This is a genomic window from Bacillus massilinigeriensis, from assembly GCF_900117315.1.
In the GTDB taxonomy this organism is placed as follows: Bacteria; Bacillota; Bacilli; order Bacillales; family Cytobacillaceae; genus Bacillus_BE; species Bacillus_BE massilionigeriensis.
The window spans coordinates 3968655-3983757 of record NZ_LT630337.1 but is presented as its reverse complement, the minus strand read 5'-3'; the positions used below and the strand labels follow the sequence as shown (position 1 = coordinate 3983757).

Here is a 15103-nt window from a genome sequence, read left to right as displayed (position 1 = left end):
AGGGTTCAATTGCCAATAAAGGCTGATATACATAAACACGTAAGCATACTTAAACTTTTTTGAACCTATTTAGGAAGTGAGAAGGGTGAAACGTTTATTTCTTTTTGCAGCTTTCGTAGGCCTCATAATCGCGACCTACTACCTATATCAACGGCAGCTAGGTGCAATTGGTTTTTTAATATTGTCTGTATTCTTCTTTTCCTTAGCATGGAATCAACGTTTCAAATATGCATATCGTGAAAAAGAGAATCGCATCGGCCGAAAATATTGGAGAATAGCAAACAAAAAAGAACTCGGAAAAAAGTAAGTGAAACAATAGATAGAACTAGCATAAACCCCAATTTTTTGTTTATAATGAAGAATATGCAATCATGGATAAATTTATTTTAGCAAGAAATGAGAGTATTACATTTATATGTTCGTTCGAGGAGTGTCTTGAGAAAGGAAGTGCCATAATGAGTTTGGAAAAGTACTCAACGGAACAGTTGCAAGAAATGTCTTTTATCGAAATTTGCTATGAAATGCTAGAGGGGAATAAGCAGCCGGTCTCTTTTAGTGAGATTATGGAGGAAATAAAGAAAATCCTTAATCTTTCCGATGAGGAAGTCAGAGCAAAAATCGCACAGTTTTATACGGATTTAAATATAGACGGTCGCTTCATCGCGTTAGGGGAAAATCGTTGGGGCCTTCGTGTTTGGTATCCAGTAGATCAAATAGAAGATGAAGTTGTTGCTCCTGTAAAATCGAAGAAGAAAAAGGCGAAAAAGGTTGTTGAAGATGAAGAAGAACAAGTGGAAGACTTTGATGATCTTGATGAAGAAGAGCTTGATATAGATGAAACTGAAGAGTTTGATGATGAAGAAGATAGTGATGATGACCTTCTAACAGATGATTTAGATGAAGAAGATGAAGATGAAGATCTATTAGAAGAAGATGAGTTTGATTTAGATGATGAAGACCTTGACGATGAGGAACTGGATTTAGATGAGGAAGATGAAGATCGATAATTGAATCATCTTGACTTTTAATTTTTATGCTTGTAAAATAATTTTTGGGCTCCTTAAAAAAGGAACGATAATGATAATACGCTAAAATAGCGCTCCCTTACTGAAAAGTAAGAGGGCGTTTTTGTTTTTTTTTACAAAAGGTTAACGGAATAATTTTTATTGCTACCCCCTAACCAAACTATTATTTTAACAATAGTCTTTATTTTAAATAGTGACCAATTGTGCAAACTGTATCTAAGGGGGAATTTACATGACAAAGTATATTTTTGTAACTGGCGGGGTTGTGTCATCACTTGGAAAAGGAATCACCGCTGCGAGTCTAGGGAGACTCTTAAAGAACCGTGGATTAAGTGTAACCATTCAAAAATTTGATCCATATATTAACGTGGATCCGGGTACGATGAGCCCATATCAACATGGGGAAGTATTTGTTACAGGTGACGGAGCTGAAACGGATCTAGACTTAGGTCATTATGAGCGTTTTATTGATATTAATTTAACAAAGTACAACAATGTCACAACTGGAAAAATCTACTCAACAGTACTGAAGAAAGAACGTCGAGGAGATTATTTAGGTGGTACTGTTCAAGTAATTCCGCATATCACGAATGAGATCAAAGAGCGTGTTTTCCGTGCCGGAAGAGAAACGAATGCTGATGTGGTCATCACTGAAATTGGTGGAACAGTAGGGGATATTGAATCATTGCCATTCCTTGAAGCGATTCGCCAAATTAAAAGTGATATTGGACGCGATAATGTCTTATATGTTCACTGTACTCTTGTTCCTTATATTAAGGCAGCAGGTGAAATGAAGACAAAACCAACTCAGCACAGCGTGAAGGAATTAAGAAGCTTAGGTATTCAACCAAACGTGATTGTCGTTCGTACGGAAATGCCAATGACTCAAGATATGAAGGACAAGATTGCCTTGTTCTGTGATATCGACGCAAAAGCTGTAATTGAATGTCAGGATGCAGATACTTTATATACCATTCCATTGGCACTTCAAGAGCAAAATTTTGACCAAATTGTTTGCGACAATTTGAAAATTCAAAGCCATGAAGCGGATATGACTGAATGGAAAAAGCTTGTTGATAAAGTTGTTCATTTATCTCGAAAAACGAAAATTGGCCTTGTAGGTAAATATGTTGAATTACAAGATGCCTATATTTCCGTTGTAGAATCATTAAAGCATGCTGGATATGCATTTGATAGTGACATTGAAATAAAATGGATTAATGCCGAGCATGTAACAGCAGACAATGTGAAGGAATTGTTGGACGAGGTGGATGGTGTTCTAGTTCCAGGTGGATTTGGAGACCGCGGAATAGAAGGGAAAATTCTAGCAATCCAATATGCTCGTGAAAACAAAAAGCCATTCCTGGGAATTTGTCTAGGCATGCAGCTTGCTTCTATTGAATTTGCTCGTAATGTATTAAAGCTAGATGGAGCACATACTGCAGAAATCGACCCTAATACTAAGCATCCAATTATCGATTTATTACCTGAACAAAAGGATATCGAGGATCTTGGTGGTACCTTGCGTCTAGGATTATATCCTTGTAAGCTTATAGAAGGGACAAAGGCATTCGCTGCCTACAATGATTCAGTTATCTATGAGCGTCATCGTCATCGCTACGAATTTAATAATCAATATCGTCAAGAGATGGAACAAGCAGGATTTATCTTCTCTGGTACAAGCCCTGACGGCCGTCTAGTTGAAATTGTTGAGCTAGAGGACCACCCTTGGTTTGTAGCATCACAATTCCATCCTGAATTTACCTCAAGACCAACGAGACCACAGCCTCTATTTAGAGACTTCGTTGAAGCGTCCTTAAAAATGAGTGAAAAATAACAGTAAATAAAAAGGCTGACCCAAAAGTGAAGTTGCCAGGCACCCAAGCACTATATCTAGTATCAAGGTGATATAGAAGTTTAGTGGTGCTAGACGACTTATGGGACAGCCTTTTTCCTATCATTTTATTGGCTCTCAAGTCATTGATAGCTGAAAAATGATAATGGTAAATATTGGAACTAGCGCCAGTTAAGGAGATGTATTAATCTCGAGTCTAGTAATAACGGAACCGGTGTCCGTAAAGGAATTAAGGATAAACCAGGTGGAACTATAACGGACACAGGATTCGCTAAATTAATAAAAACAGGCAAATAAGGGAAAGTAACGGACAGGGAATCCACTATTGGTTGAAAATAACAGAAAAAACACGTCAAATGAATTAAATAACGGAAGGAGAGTCCGTAGAACTCAAAATTCCATGCCTAAAAACTGAAATAACGGAACCAGTGTCCGTAAGTGAATTCCCAAAACACCAGTATTTCACAAGCCAAATTCCACAGTTATCTAGCCTGATAACATTTAATCCTCATATTCCTCCAAAATTTCCTCCAAAGTATATTTTAGAGCATAATAAGCAAAAAGTGCGGCCATGGATGAAGGGAAGCCATATCGATTGCCTTCATTATTTGGTAAAAGCCCCTTGGTTAGTCGTAAATCAATATGAACATCCGCTAGCTGGACCAAACTCGATTGGTCAGAAGAGATTTCACTAGAAATAGAAACAAACGGAATATTGTTATCCGATAGTCCTTGCCCAATTTGACAAGCCTGTTCATCATGGGAAAAGCGGGAAATAAGAATTACTCGGTCGGCATTGGTTAGGGTTGAAATGCTCTCAATCCCTTGCCATTCATAGACACCCTTAAATGGCTCTGCACCGTATAGAGCCTCTATTTCAACTGCCTTCATTTCATTTATTCCAACAATATAAATTTTACCTTCCCCAATAGCTGCCTGTGCTAGTAAACGAGCACCGTCTTCCATCGCCATTTCCTCTTTTTCCTGAATTCGCTTAAACAAGCCCTGAAGCTGAGTAGTAAACATTTTTAGCAATTTTTTGCACATCCTTTTTTCATTCTGTTCTAAACATTGATTATAGAGAAAATTTGATTGAAGGTAAAATGCTCAAAGAGAAATAAACAAGAGACCTTCAGAACATACGAATTCAAGCCACAAATACCGTTGAGTAAATCATATGAAAACAGTAAAAAATGTTTGTAAGCATGCAGGAAAATCAGTGGGTGAAATAGAAGTAAATGGATATGAGAAAAGGATGCTTGAATTACCCGAATAATAAGGTTTATCTCCATAGAAAAGTTTTCATCTAGGAAATTTCTATAAATAGAGAAGAGGTGGCTTAATGAAAGGGAAAATATTAATAATAGACGATCAGTTTGGCATTCGTATCCTCCTTAATGAAGTCCTTCAAAAGGAAGGATATAGGACCTTTCAAGCAGCAAATGGAGTACAAGCTCTTGATATTGTAAAAACCGATTTACCTGATTTAGTCCTCCTAGATATGAAGATTCCAGGAATGGACGGGATTGAAATATTAAAGAGAATGAAAATGATTGACCCAGACATACGTGTCATTATCATGACCGCATATGGAGAACTAGATATGATTCAGGAGGCCAAGGATCTTGGTGCTCTTACGCATTTTGCAAAACCATTTGATATTGATGATATTCGTGCAGCAGTGAGAAAATACTTACCGGTACACCTCAGCTAATGGTAGCGCTTCCTTTATAGCGAAATTATGACACTTCATAAAAAATGGAATGTTTAATAGAAATTCCTATTTCAATTTGGTATGATTACAAATGAATTAGATGATTCGTCTTCTACTCTTTTCAATCTTAAATGTTACATAATCTTACCCAAATAGGGTAAACTTATTTAGAAATATTTGCACCTGAGGACAATCATCAATGAAGGAGGAAAAATATAATGCCTTTAGTATCTATGAAGGAAATGCTTATTAAAGCAAAAAATGAAGGGTATGCTGTAGGACAATTCAACATAAACAATCTAGAATTCACTCAAGCCATTCTACAAGCTGCTGAAGAAGAAAAATCACCTGTAATCCTTGGAGTATCAGAAGGTGCAGCTCGTTATATGAGTGGTTTTAAAACAATTGTAAAAATGGTTGAAGGTTTAATGGAAGACTTAAATATTACTGTTCCTGTTGCTATTCATTTAGACCATGGTTCTAGCTTTGAAAAATGTAAAGAAGCTGTTGATGCTGGTTTCACTTCTGTTATGATTGACGCATCTCATCATCCGTATGAAGAAAATATCGAAATTACTTCAAAAGTAGTTGAATATGCACATTCTAAAGGTGTATCTGTTGAAGCAGAATTAGGAACTGTTGGCGGTCAAGAAGACGATGTTGTTGCAGAAGGCATTGTTTACGCTGATCCAAAAGAGTGTGAAGATCTTGTAAAACGTACAGGCATCGATGCACTTGCACCAGCACTAGGTTCAGTTCACGGACCATACAAAGGTGAACCAAAATTAGGTTTCAAGGAAATGGAAGAAATCGGAAACATCACAGGACTACCTTTAGTTCTTCATGGTGGTACTGGAATTCCAACAAAAGATATTCAAAAGGCTGTATCTCTTGGAACAGCAAAAATCAATGTGAACACTGAAAACCAAATTGCTTCTGCAAAACGCGTACGTGAAGTATTAGCTGCAGATTCAGAAGTATATGATCCACGTAAATACTTAGGACCAGCTCGTGAAGCTATTAAAGAAACAGTTATTGGCAAAATTCGCGAATTCGGTTCTTCTAATAAAGCATAATAAAGCTGAAATCTAGTTTGAAACCGTCTTTTTTATAAGAGACGGTTTCAATTTCATTCATTAATTTCTAAAAATTTCGTTGAGTGGGAACATTTAGATTAGATATAGATTTTATACATAATTTGGTTTGCTACAAACTTGACTATTGGTGAAGGAAGAGGGGGTAAAAAAATGAAGTTTTTTATTGATACGGCTAATATGGAAGAAATAAGAGAGGCATATTCTCTTGGAATTGTTTCTGGAGTAACAACCAATCCATCACTCGTTGCTAAGGAAAAAAATGTCTCTTTTCATGATCGTCTTCGAGAAATTACAGAGCTTGTACCTGGTTCCGTAAGTGCTGAGGTCATTGCACTTGATGCTGAAGGCATGATAAAGGAAGGTAGGGAACTCGCAAGCATTGCTCCTAATATTACAGTTAAAATTCCTATGACACCAGAAGGCTTAAAGGCTGTCAATGTCTTGTCAAAGGAGGGTATACATACAAACGTTACCCTTATTTTTAGTGCCAATCAAGCTTTGCTCGCTGCAAGAGCTGGTGCAACCTATGTTTCGCCATTTTTAGGTAGACTTGATGACATTGGTCACAATGGTTTAGATTTAATATCAACCATTTCAGATATTTTTACAATCCATGATATTCAAACAGAAATAATTGCAGCCTCTATTCGTCATCCACAACATGTAACTGAAGCAGCTTTAAGAGGTGCTCATATTGCAACTATTCCATATAAGGTTATTCTTCAATTGTTTAAACATCCACTGACAGATAAAGGGATTGAAGCATTTTTAGCTGATTGGAGTAAGCGCTAAATTCTAATTAGATTTGTGCTTCATATGAGCTAAAGTTCATATAAAGGTTGACCCGATACCCGGGTGATTTCGTTTCATTGAGATGATGTTTCTCCATTTGAAGCTATCCCAAAGAAGAGCCTCTTCACTTTTTCTTTCTAGCATTCCTCATGAATAGGAATCTAGGTAGATCAAGGTTGATGATAGGTTCATCCTTTGGGATAGCATCCTTTCTTATTTTCCATCGAGTGTCCACAATAACTGGTGAATATCCCTATTCTATTCCTTCAAATTATAAAAATTGGATTCATTTCCACTAGAATTTCAGAACTTTTTAGTCGACCTAACGGCCAAACAGTATTAAAGTGAAAATATAGAATTTTATTATTTATTCTATTCATTAGAGAAACTTTTTCGAATTACCGCACATGAACAATGGTTTTTCGTGTAAACTAAAGATTAGGATAATGTCGGAATTTGCTTTTAACAATTGGAAGATAATGCTAATAGAGCAATAGTCTTTTTCAATTTGGTAAAAGCTTTGCCGTTTTTAATGATTAGTATGGTTAACAGTTGGAGAAATATGATAATAGAAAGAGAACTAGACAAAGCACCCCAGTATATGAATTTCTATTATACGTTGAACTAACTAGCAGGTAAATCAGTACTGATATTTTAAAAAGAGCATAATGACTAAAGCTTATTAGGCGTAGAAGGGAGTCTAACATGGAAAAGCTTATGATCGCAGGGGGATACCCTTTAAAAGGAACCGTTCGAATTAGTGGTGCAAAAAATAGTGCTGTAGCATTAATTCCCGCAACCATTCTCGCAGATTCCCCTGTCACAATTGAGGGTTTACCAGATATTTCTGATGTTCATATTTTGAAATCATTATTAGAGGAAATTGGTGGTGTTGTTATATTTAAGGATAACGACATTACCGTCAATCCTTCTTCGATGGTTTCAATGCCACTACCAAATGGTAAGGTGAAGAAGCTTCGTGCTTCCTATTATTTGATGGGAGCTATGCTAGGTCGATTTAAAAAGGCCGTTATAGGGCTTCCAGGTGGGTGTCATTTGGGACCTAGACCAATTGACCAACATATTAAAGGCTTTGAGGCATTAGGGGCAAGGGTAACAAATGAACAAGGAGCTATTTATTTACGGGCGGATGAGCTAATAGGAGCTAGAATCTATCTAGATGTTGTGAGTGTTGGGGCAACCATCAATATCATGCTCGCAGCCGTTCGTGCAAAAGGTAAAACCATTATTGAAAACGCTGCAAAAGAGCCTGAAATCATCGATGTGGCGACATTATTAACAAACATGGGGGCGAAAATTAAAGGTGCTGGTACCGATGTGATACGCATAGAAGGGGTTGAGCATTTACACGGATGCAGGCATACGATTATTCCAGATCGTATTGAGGCTGGTACATATTTGATTTTAGGAGCAGCAGTTGGGGAAGGAATCCTAATCGATAATATTATTCCTCAGCACTTAGAATCCTTGATTGCAAAATTAAGGGAGGCAGGTGTTCATATAGAAGCAAGTGACGATCAGGTCTTTGTCGGGAAAGCGGATAAATTAAAGGCAGTGGATATTAAAACACTCGTTTATCCCGGATTTCCGACCGATTTGCAGCAGCCTTTTACTGCCTTATTGACAAAGGCAGAGGGAACAAGCATGGTGACCGATACGATTTATGGAGCAAGATTTAAGCATATTGATGAATTAAGAAGGATGAACGCGAATATTAAAGTAGAGAGCCGTTCCGCCATCATCAATGGTCCTGTACAACTTCAGGGAGCAAAGGTAAAAGCAAGTGACCTAAGGGCTGGAGCCTCATTAGTCATTGCAGGCTTGCTCGCAGAGGGAGTATCAGAGATCACTGGGATCGAGCATATTGATCGGGGTTATAGCCACCTGGTTGAGAAACTCAATGGACTAGGGGCAACGGTTTGGAGAGAAGCATTAACACCTGAAGAAATTGAACATATGAAAAACGCCTAAAAGAGGTTTCAAGCCAGACAACTAGACTTACATAAAAAGGAGTGCTTGTTGAATAATTGGGGAGGAATCAAAAATGGAGAGAAGTTTAACAATGGAACTGATCCGTGTGACTGAGGCAGCAGCATTGGCATCAGCCCGTTGGATGGGGAGAGGAAAGAAAGAAGAAGCAGATGATGCTGCAACAACCGCAATGAGAAATGTCTTTGATACGGTACCAATGAAAGGAACAGTAGTCATCGGAGAAGGTGAAATGGACGAGGCTCCGATGCTCTATATCGGCGAAAAGCTTGGCACTGGATTTGGACCAAGAGTGGATGTTGCTGTTGATCCGTTAGAAGGAACAAACATTGTGGCATCAGGGGGCTGGAATGCTCTAGCTGTCGTAGCGATTGCAGACAACGGAAATCTCCTTCATGCTCCAGATATGTATATGGAAAAAATCGCTGTTGGACCGGAAGCAGTTGGAAAAATTGATATCAATGCTTCTGTTACTGATAATTTAAAGGCAGTAGCGAAGGCGAAAAATAAAGATATTGAAGATGTCGTAGCAACGGTATTAAATCGACCACGTCATGATCAGATCATTGCTGAATTACGAGAAGCAGGGGCGAGAATTAAACTAATCAATGATGGTGATGTGGCCGGTGCAATTAACACAGCATTTGACCATACAGGCGTTGACATCTTATTTGGAATTGGTGGGGCACCAGAGGGTGTTCTATCGGCCGTAGCCTTAAAATGTCTCGGCGGTGAAATCCAAGGAAGACTCCTTCCGCAAAACGATGAAGAATTAGCACGTTGTATAAAAATGGGCTTAGATGTAAATAAGGTTCTTTTAATGGAAGATTTAGTAAAAGGCGATGACGCTATTTTTGCTGGTACTGGTGTTACCGATGGAGAATTGCTCCGTGGAGTACAATTTAAAGGCTCTCATGGCTCTACTCATTCTGTCGTTATGCGCGCCAAATCAGGAACTGTCCGATTTATCGAAGGCCGTCACAGCTTGAAGAAGAAGCCAAATCTAGTAATGAAATAAAGCTACTCATTAACGAGGTTAACCCAGGTGATCCTCTGCCGGGTTAACCTCAAAAATGAATAAAAATACAAAAAGATGTGACATTCTCCCAAAACTTTTTCTTCACTTATCTGGATTTCCTTAATTATTCGAAAAAATCTATTGATTATTTTCCTTCCAAAAGGGTAAAATAAGATTGTTTTTTATTATTTTAAAATTGTATGCATGAACATGCAATTTTTCATCTTTTTTCCATCTGTTATATCTTCATTTACTTCAAGAAACCTCAGTCTAGGATTTTTTCCTTTTCGACCATAATTATTTTTAGAAGAATATCAATTAAATAGTATGGTGGAAATGTTTAATACTATAAAGTGTGGTGCCAAAATGGAATTAACTATTTCAAGTTTAGAAAATTTAAAATTAAAAGAGCTTTATGAGCTGGCGAAAACCTATAAGGTTTCTTATTACAGTAAGCTTACTAAAAAGGAACTGATTTTTGCCATCTTAAAAGCACGTGCTGAACAAGAGGGATACTTCTTCATGGAAGGCGTGCTAGAAATTATCCAATCAGAAGGGTTTGGATTCTTAAGACCAATTAACTATTCTCCGAGCTCTGAGGATATTTATATTTCTGCATCTCAAATTCGTCGTTTTGATTTACGTAATGGCGATAAGGTTTCAGGAAAAGTAAGACCTCCTAAAGAAAATGAACGTTATTATGGACTTTTGCATGTAGAAGCAGTTAATGGCGATGACCCTGAGTCAGCTAAGGAAAGGGTTCACTTCCCTGCATTAACACCTTTATACCCCGATCGACAAATGAAGCTTGAAACAACTCCAAAACGAATCTCTACGAGAATTATGGATTTAATTGCACCTGTTGGGTTTGGACAACGCGGACTGATTGTTGCTCCTCCAAAGGCAGGTAAGACAATGCTTCTAAAGGAAATAGCTAATGCCATCACGACCAATCACCCAGAATCAGAACTAATCGTTCTATTAATCGATGAACGACCAGAAGAGGTAACTGATATCGAGCGTTCCGTTGCGGGCGATGTTGTAAGCTCAACCTTTGACGAGGTTCCTGAAAACCATATTAAGGTTGCTGAGCTTGTTCTCGAAAGAGCGATGAGACTCGTTGAGCATAAACGCGATGTGATTATTCTAATGGATAGTATTACTCGTCTTGCTCGTGCCTACAACCTAGTTATTCCTCCAAGCGGCCGTACGTTATCCGGTGGTATCGACCCAGCTGCCTTCCATAGACCAAAGCGTTTCTTCGGTGCAGCCCGTAATATTGAAGAGGGTGGAAGCTTAACGATATTAGCTACTGCATTAATTGATACGGGATCAAGAATGGACGATGTAATTTATGAGGAATTTAAAGGAACGGGAAATATGGAGCTTCATTTAGATCGCTCCTTGGCAGAAAGAAGAATCTTCCCTGCAATCGATATACGTCGTTCAGGAACTCGTAAAGAAGAGCTTCTTCTTCCGAAGGATCATCTTGATAAACTATGGGCGATTCGTAAATCCATGTCAGATTCTCCTGACTTTGGCGAGAAGTTTTTACGCAAGCTGAAGCAAACCAGAACAAATGAGGATTTCTTTGCCCAGCTGTCAGAAGAAATGAGAGCGAAACGTTCCTGAAATAGATTATAGAAAAAAATCTCGGTTGGAATTCCCATATTGCAAAAAGGAATAGTCCTTGCTATAATAAATCCAGTGTGTTTTTGAAATATTACGGGTATCCTAACCGTAACCATATAACTCTGTTTCGAATGATTCAGGGCGGAAGGAGATGAAAAGAATGAAAGCAGGAATTCATCCTAATTATAAAAAAGTAATGGTAAGATGTGCTTGTGGAAACGAGTTTGAAACTGGTTCTGTAAAAGAAGAGGTTAAAGTAGAAACTTGTTCTGCTTGTCATCCATTCTATACTGGTCGTCAAAAATTCGCTGAAGCTGGCGGACGTGTTGACCGATTCAATAAGAAATACGGTCTTAAGTAATTTGAAAATAGCAAAGACAGGCAAGAGGTTTGATTACTTGCCTGTTTTTTATTGGTGATAGAGAGTTATTACATAGATTTTTCGCTCAAGATGTAGTAATCTCCATAGGCTTTTTAAGAAATGTGAGGAAGGAGAGGCCGTACATGTACGTAATGAAGCATCACGGATGGGTTGAAGTAATCTGCGGCAGTATGTTCTCTGGAAAATCAGAAGAGTTGATTCGACGTGTGCGAAGAGCTCAATTTGCAAAACAAAAAATTGCGGTTTTCAAACCGAAAATCGATAATCGATATAGTGACGAATCTGTAGTATCACACAATGGGACATCCTTTATAGCGATTCCTATCTCGCATTCAACGGAAATTTTTCAGCATATTGATTCAGATATTGAGGTTATTGCTGTCGATGAAGTACAATTCTTTGACCCTGAGATTGTCGATGTGATCCAACACCTTGCTGATAGTGGACATCGCGTCATTGCAGCGGGTCTTGACCAGGATTTCCGTGGTGAGCCATTTGAGCAAATGCCAGCCCTAATGGCCATTGCTGAACTAGTTACTAAGCTGCAAGCTGTTTGTGCGGTTTGTGGTTCGCCGTCAAGTAGAACCCAGCGTTTAATCAATGGACAGCCTGCTTCATACGATGATCCGGTTATTCTTGTAGGTGCCTCAGAAAGCTACGAGCCACGTTGCAGACATCATCATGTGGTTTTAAAATCACCAAAAATGATGGAGAGCCGTTCTGAAACAAAAAGGGCGTAATGATATAAGATAAATCTGGGCAACAGCCCATAATTTTTTTAAAAGCTGATGTTTTGTCAGCTTATTTTTTTGTCCTTCATGAGTCTTCCAACTGGAAAAAAATCATTAACACAATCCTACTAAAAGAGGGAACTCTACTAGTAGGAGGTGTATTAAAGTTGAAAAAAGCATCCTTATTCCTTATTCTTTTAGCCATTTTAACCGGATGTAATCAAAATCAAAATGCTGAAGGTGTATATGATCGGGACGAGGATTCGAATGCCCGTACATTTGTCCAAAATAGTCATTCGCTGGATTCCCCAATTGGTAGAGCAGACCAAAGGATGTCAGAGCAGAATCCAAATCTCGTTCCTGTTGATGAAACCAGAAGCCGATCCAATCAAAAGTCAGACATTGATCAAGCTAGAAAAACAATTGAAACAATGAATGGATTTGTGCCTGGTTCTGTTTGGATAAATGGTGGGAGGATGAGAGTAACAGCCTATACAAAGGGGAACCTCTCCGATGAGGAAGAAAGAGCGGCTGAAAAAAGGCTTAATAACGCATTGGTTCATGCCCTTCCTCGTTATAAAATAGATGTTCATGTTGAAGGCAAGCAAAGATAGCATGCTCTGAATAGGGCATGTTTTATTTTTGGTTTGGTGAAAGAGCGATTTTTGAGATGAATTTTGTAGGGATCAATCAACAAAATCTTTAATAGAAACTCCCCCCTTCTCCTAATAGATGGCTTTGACGTCTCTCCTTCCCTATACTATAATTAAAATGTTATGCATCGAGATAGAATTCAATTTTTATATATAAATGCAAATGTCGTCGGACTACAATTTTTCCGAAAAAAATTAATAAAATAAATGAAAGAACTCGAAAAATAAATAGAGGTGAATGTCTGTGTTTGATCGTCTTCAAGCTGTAGAAGATCGCTATGAAAGATTAAATGAGCTTTTAAGTGATCCCGATATTGTGAATGATCCAAAAAAACTCCGTGAATATTCCAAAGAACAATCTGGGATTCAAGAGACCGTGCAAACGTATCGTGAATATAAAGAGGTTCGAGGGCAATTACAAGATGCAAAAGCAATGCTAGAGGAAAAACTAGATGCTGAAATGCGTGATATGGTGAAGGAAGAAGTTTCCGAGCTTGAGGAAAGAATCGAAGAATTACAAGATAAGCTAAGAATTCTCCTTATTCCAAAGGATCCGAATGATGATAAAAACGTAATTATGGAAATTCGTGGAGCTGCAGGTGGGGATGAGGCGGCCCTTTTCGCAGGGGATTTATTCCGCATGTACAGCCGCTTTGCAGAAAGCCAAGGATGGAAGATTGAAATCATCGATTCTAATACAACAGGCGTTGGTGGCTATAAGGAAATAATCTTCATGATTAACGGAGACGCGGCTTATTCAAAATTAAAGTTTGAAAATGGGGCGCACCGTGTCCAACGTGTTCCTGAAACTGAATCAGGCGGCCGAATCCATACTTCTACAGCAACGGTTGCTGTTTTACCAGAGGCTGAGGAAGTGGAAGTGGAAATTCATGATAAAGATGTCCGTGTAGACACCTTTGCATCGAGTGGACCTGGGGGACAAAGTGTTAACACGACGATGTCTGCTGTTCGCTTGACCCACTTACCAACCGGTATCGTCGTTTCCTGTCAGGATGAAAAATCACAAATTAAGAATAAAGAAAAAGCAATGAAGGTACTTCGTGCCCGCGTTTATGATAAATTCCAGCAGGAGGCTCAAGCCGAGTACGATCAACAACGTAAATCAGCTGTTGGAACGGGTGACCGATCTGAACGAATTCGCACATACAATTTCCCGCAAAACCGCGTGACTGATCACCGTATTGGCTTAACGATTCAAAAGCTCGACCAAATTCTTCAAGGAAAGCTTGATGAAATTATTGAAGCGCTAATCATGGAAGAGCAATCTAGAAGATTAGAGAATGCCTCTAATGAGTAAGAAAGTGTTCGAAGCCCTCAAATGGGCTTCTTCTTTTTTAAAGGAACAAAATCGGGATGAAAATGCGGGAGAAATTTTATTGCGATATTATATGAATCTAAGTCGGGCACAGCTTTTGTCTCGATTGCAGGAGGGAGTTCCTACTGAAAAATGGGAGCTGTTTAAGCTTGCGGTACAAACCCATGTTGAGGGAAAACCAATTCAGTATATTATGGGGCAGGAAGAGTTTTACGGACGTATTTTTTATGTGAATGAAGAAGTTTTGATTCCAAGGCCAGAAACGGAAGAGCTTGTTTTAGGCGCTTTGGAGAGAATGAATCGTATGTTTGCTGGAGATTTGACTTCGCTACGAGTGCTTGATGTTGGAACAGGAAGTGGAGCAATCGCCATCACATTAAAATTAGAAAATCCTGAGCTTGAAGTAACGGCATCTGATATAGCTGAAGCCTCTTTAGAGGTTGCGAGGAAAAATGCTGTAAATCTTGGTGGAGAGGTTGAGTTTGTCGCAGGGGACTTATTGAAGCCTTTTATCGAATCAGGTACGAAATTTGATGTTGTTCTTTCCAATCCACCGTATATTCCTGTGAGTGATATGGCCTCAATGTCTGAAGTGGTAACCGAACATGAACCGCATCGCGCACTTTTTGCTGGTGAAGATGGGTTGGACTTGTATAGAAGGTTCGCGAAGGAATTGCCACATGTTTTAAATGAAAAAGCTCTTGTTGGTTTTGAGGTAGGCGCAGGTCAAAGTGATGCTGTTAAAAAACTGTTGCTCGAGGCCTTCCCACAGGCAAAAGTAGATGTTGTTTACGATATTAATGGCAAAGATCGAATGGTATTTGCAGAGATCATTTAGATATGACGCATGAGGTACTG

General features: G+C 38.6%; 15 protein-coding genes. 14 read left to right on the top strand and 1 reads right to left on the bottom strand.

Annotation, left to right across the window (positions count from 1 at the left end; all coding sequences use genetic code 11):
- Positions 1 to 85 precede the first annotated feature (85 nt).
- From BQ6100_RS19640 to BQ6100_RS19630, 3 genes are all read left to right on the top strand, one after another.
- Complete coding sequence (locus BQ6100_RS19640) at positions 86 to 307, top strand: hypothetical protein (RefSeq protein WP_075983213.1); 222 nt, start codon at positions 86 to 88, stop codon at positions 305 to 307.
- A gap of 148 nt (positions 308 to 455) precedes the next feature.
- On the top strand, positions 456 to 1007 hold the full coding sequence (gene rpoE / locus BQ6100_RS19635; protein ID WP_075983212.1) for a DNA-directed RNA polymerase subunit delta: 552 nt from the start codon (positions 456 to 458) through the stop codon (positions 1005 to 1007).
- Between the two features lie 250 nt (positions 1008 to 1257).
- Positions 1258 to 2862: a CTP synthase gene (locus tag BQ6100_RS19630; protein WP_075983211.1), complete on the top strand. Its 1605-nt coding sequence runs from the start codon at positions 1258 to 1260 to the stop codon at positions 2860 to 2862.
- A 519-nt stretch (positions 2863 to 3381) separates the two neighbouring features.
- Here BQ6100_RS19630 and BQ6100_RS19625 read toward each other — a convergent pair.
- On the bottom strand, positions 3382 to 3915 hold the full coding sequence (locus BQ6100_RS19625; protein WP_075983210.1) for a DUF2529 domain-containing protein: 534 nt from the start codon (positions 3913 to 3915) through the stop codon (positions 3382 to 3384).
- A 307-nt stretch (positions 3916 to 4222) separates the two neighbouring features.
- Between BQ6100_RS19625 and BQ6100_RS19620 the strand changes: the two genes are divergently transcribed.
- The 11 genes from BQ6100_RS19620 to prmC all read left to right on the top strand — a co-directional run bounded on the left by BQ6100_RS19620 (position 4223) and on the right by prmC (position 15083).
- A complete protein-coding gene (locus BQ6100_RS19620) occupies positions 4223 to 4594 on the top strand; it encodes a response regulator (RefSeq protein WP_075983209.1) in 372 nt (123 codons plus the stop codon).
- Between the two features lie 218 nt (positions 4595 to 4812).
- Positions 4813 to 5670: a class IIb fructose-bisphosphate aldolase FdaB gene (fdaB, locus tag BQ6100_RS19615; RefSeq protein ID WP_075983208.1), complete on the top strand. Its 858-nt coding sequence runs from the start codon at positions 4813 to 4815 to the stop codon at positions 5668 to 5670.
- A 171-nt stretch (positions 5671 to 5841) separates the two neighbouring features.
- Positions 5842 to 6483, top strand: a complete 642-nt coding sequence (fsa, locus tag BQ6100_RS19610) for a fructose-6-phosphate aldolase (protein ID WP_075983207.1) — start codon at positions 5842 to 5844, stop codon at positions 6481 to 6483.
- Between the two features lie 705 nt (positions 6484 to 7188).
- Complete coding sequence (locus BQ6100_RS19605; protein ID WP_075983206.1) at positions 7189 to 8475, top strand: UDP-N-acetylglucosamine 1-carboxyvinyltransferase; 1287 nt, start codon at positions 7189 to 7191, stop codon at positions 8473 to 8475.
- Positions 8476 to 8548: 73 nt separating this feature from the next.
- Positions 8549 to 9511: a class II fructose-bisphosphatase gene (gene glpX, locus BQ6100_RS19600; RefSeq protein WP_075983205.1), complete on the top strand. Its 963-nt coding sequence runs from the start codon at positions 8549 to 8551 to the stop codon at positions 9509 to 9511.
- A 366-nt stretch (positions 9512 to 9877) separates the two neighbouring features.
- Complete coding sequence (rho, locus tag BQ6100_RS19595; protein ID WP_075983204.1) at positions 9878 to 11143, top strand: transcription termination factor Rho; 1266 nt, start codon at positions 9878 to 9880, stop codon at positions 11141 to 11143.
- 160 nt (positions 11144 to 11303) lie between these two features.
- Positions 11304 to 11504, top strand: a complete 201-nt coding sequence (gene rpmE / locus BQ6100_RS19590; protein WP_075983203.1) for a 50S ribosomal protein L31 — start codon at positions 11304 to 11306, stop codon at positions 11502 to 11504.
- Between the two features lie 143 nt (positions 11505 to 11647).
- Positions 11648 to 12265: a thymidine kinase gene (locus tag BQ6100_RS19585; RefSeq protein WP_075983202.1), complete on the top strand. Its 618-nt coding sequence runs from the start codon at positions 11648 to 11650 to the stop codon at positions 12263 to 12265.
- A 158-nt stretch (positions 12266 to 12423) separates the two neighbouring features.
- Positions 12424 to 12870, top strand: a complete 447-nt coding sequence (locus BQ6100_RS19580; RefSeq protein ID WP_075983201.1) for a hypothetical protein — start codon at positions 12424 to 12426, stop codon at positions 12868 to 12870.
- Between the two features lie 283 nt (positions 12871 to 13153).
- A complete protein-coding gene (prfA, locus tag BQ6100_RS19575) occupies positions 13154 to 14227 on the top strand; it encodes a peptide chain release factor 1 (protein WP_075983200.1) in 1074 nt (357 codons plus the stop codon).
- A complete protein-coding gene (gene prmC, locus BQ6100_RS19570) occupies positions 14220 to 15083 on the top strand; it encodes a peptide chain release factor N(5)-glutamine methyltransferase (protein WP_075983648.1) in 864 nt (287 codons plus the stop codon). Before prfA ends, prmC begins: the two co-directional genes overlap by 8 nt.
- Positions 15084 to 15103: the final 20 nt, after the last annotated feature.

Coding starts and splice junctions, on each gene's coding strand:
- prmC (WP_075983648.1), top strand. CDS start 14,220: ATGAGTAAGAAAGTGTTCGAAGCCCTCAAATGGGCTTCTTCTTTTTTA.
- BQ6100_RS19585 (WP_075983202.1), top strand. CDS start 11,648: ATGTACGTAATGAAGCATCACGGATGGGTTGAAGTAATCTGCGGCAGT.
- BQ6100_RS19630 (WP_075983211.1), top strand. CDS start 1,258: ATGACAAAGTATATTTTTGTAACTGGCGGGGTTGTGTCATCACTTGGA.
- BQ6100_RS19605 (WP_075983206.1), top strand. CDS start 7,189: ATGGAAAAGCTTATGATCGCAGGGGGATACCCTTTAAAAGGAACCGTT.
- BQ6100_RS19620 (WP_075983209.1), top strand. CDS start 4,223: ATGAAAGGGAAAATATTAATAATAGACGATCAGTTTGGCATTCGTATC.
- fdaB (WP_075983208.1), top strand. CDS start 4,813: ATGCCTTTAGTATCTATGAAGGAAATGCTTATTAAAGCAAAAAATGAA.
- rpoE (WP_075983212.1), top strand. CDS start 456: ATGAGTTTGGAAAAGTACTCAACGGAACAGTTGCAAGAAATGTCTTTT.
- rho (WP_075983204.1), top strand. CDS start 9,878: ATGGAATTAACTATTTCAAGTTTAGAAAATTTAAAATTAAAAGAGCTT.
- fsa (WP_075983207.1), top strand. CDS start 5,842: ATGAAGTTTTTTATTGATACGGCTAATATGGAAGAAATAAGAGAGGCA.
- rpmE (WP_075983203.1), top strand. CDS start 11,304: ATGAAAGCAGGAATTCATCCTAATTATAAAAAAGTAATGGTAAGATGT.
- glpX (WP_075983205.1), top strand. CDS start 8,549: ATGGAGAGAAGTTTAACAATGGAACTGATCCGTGTGACTGAGGCAGCA.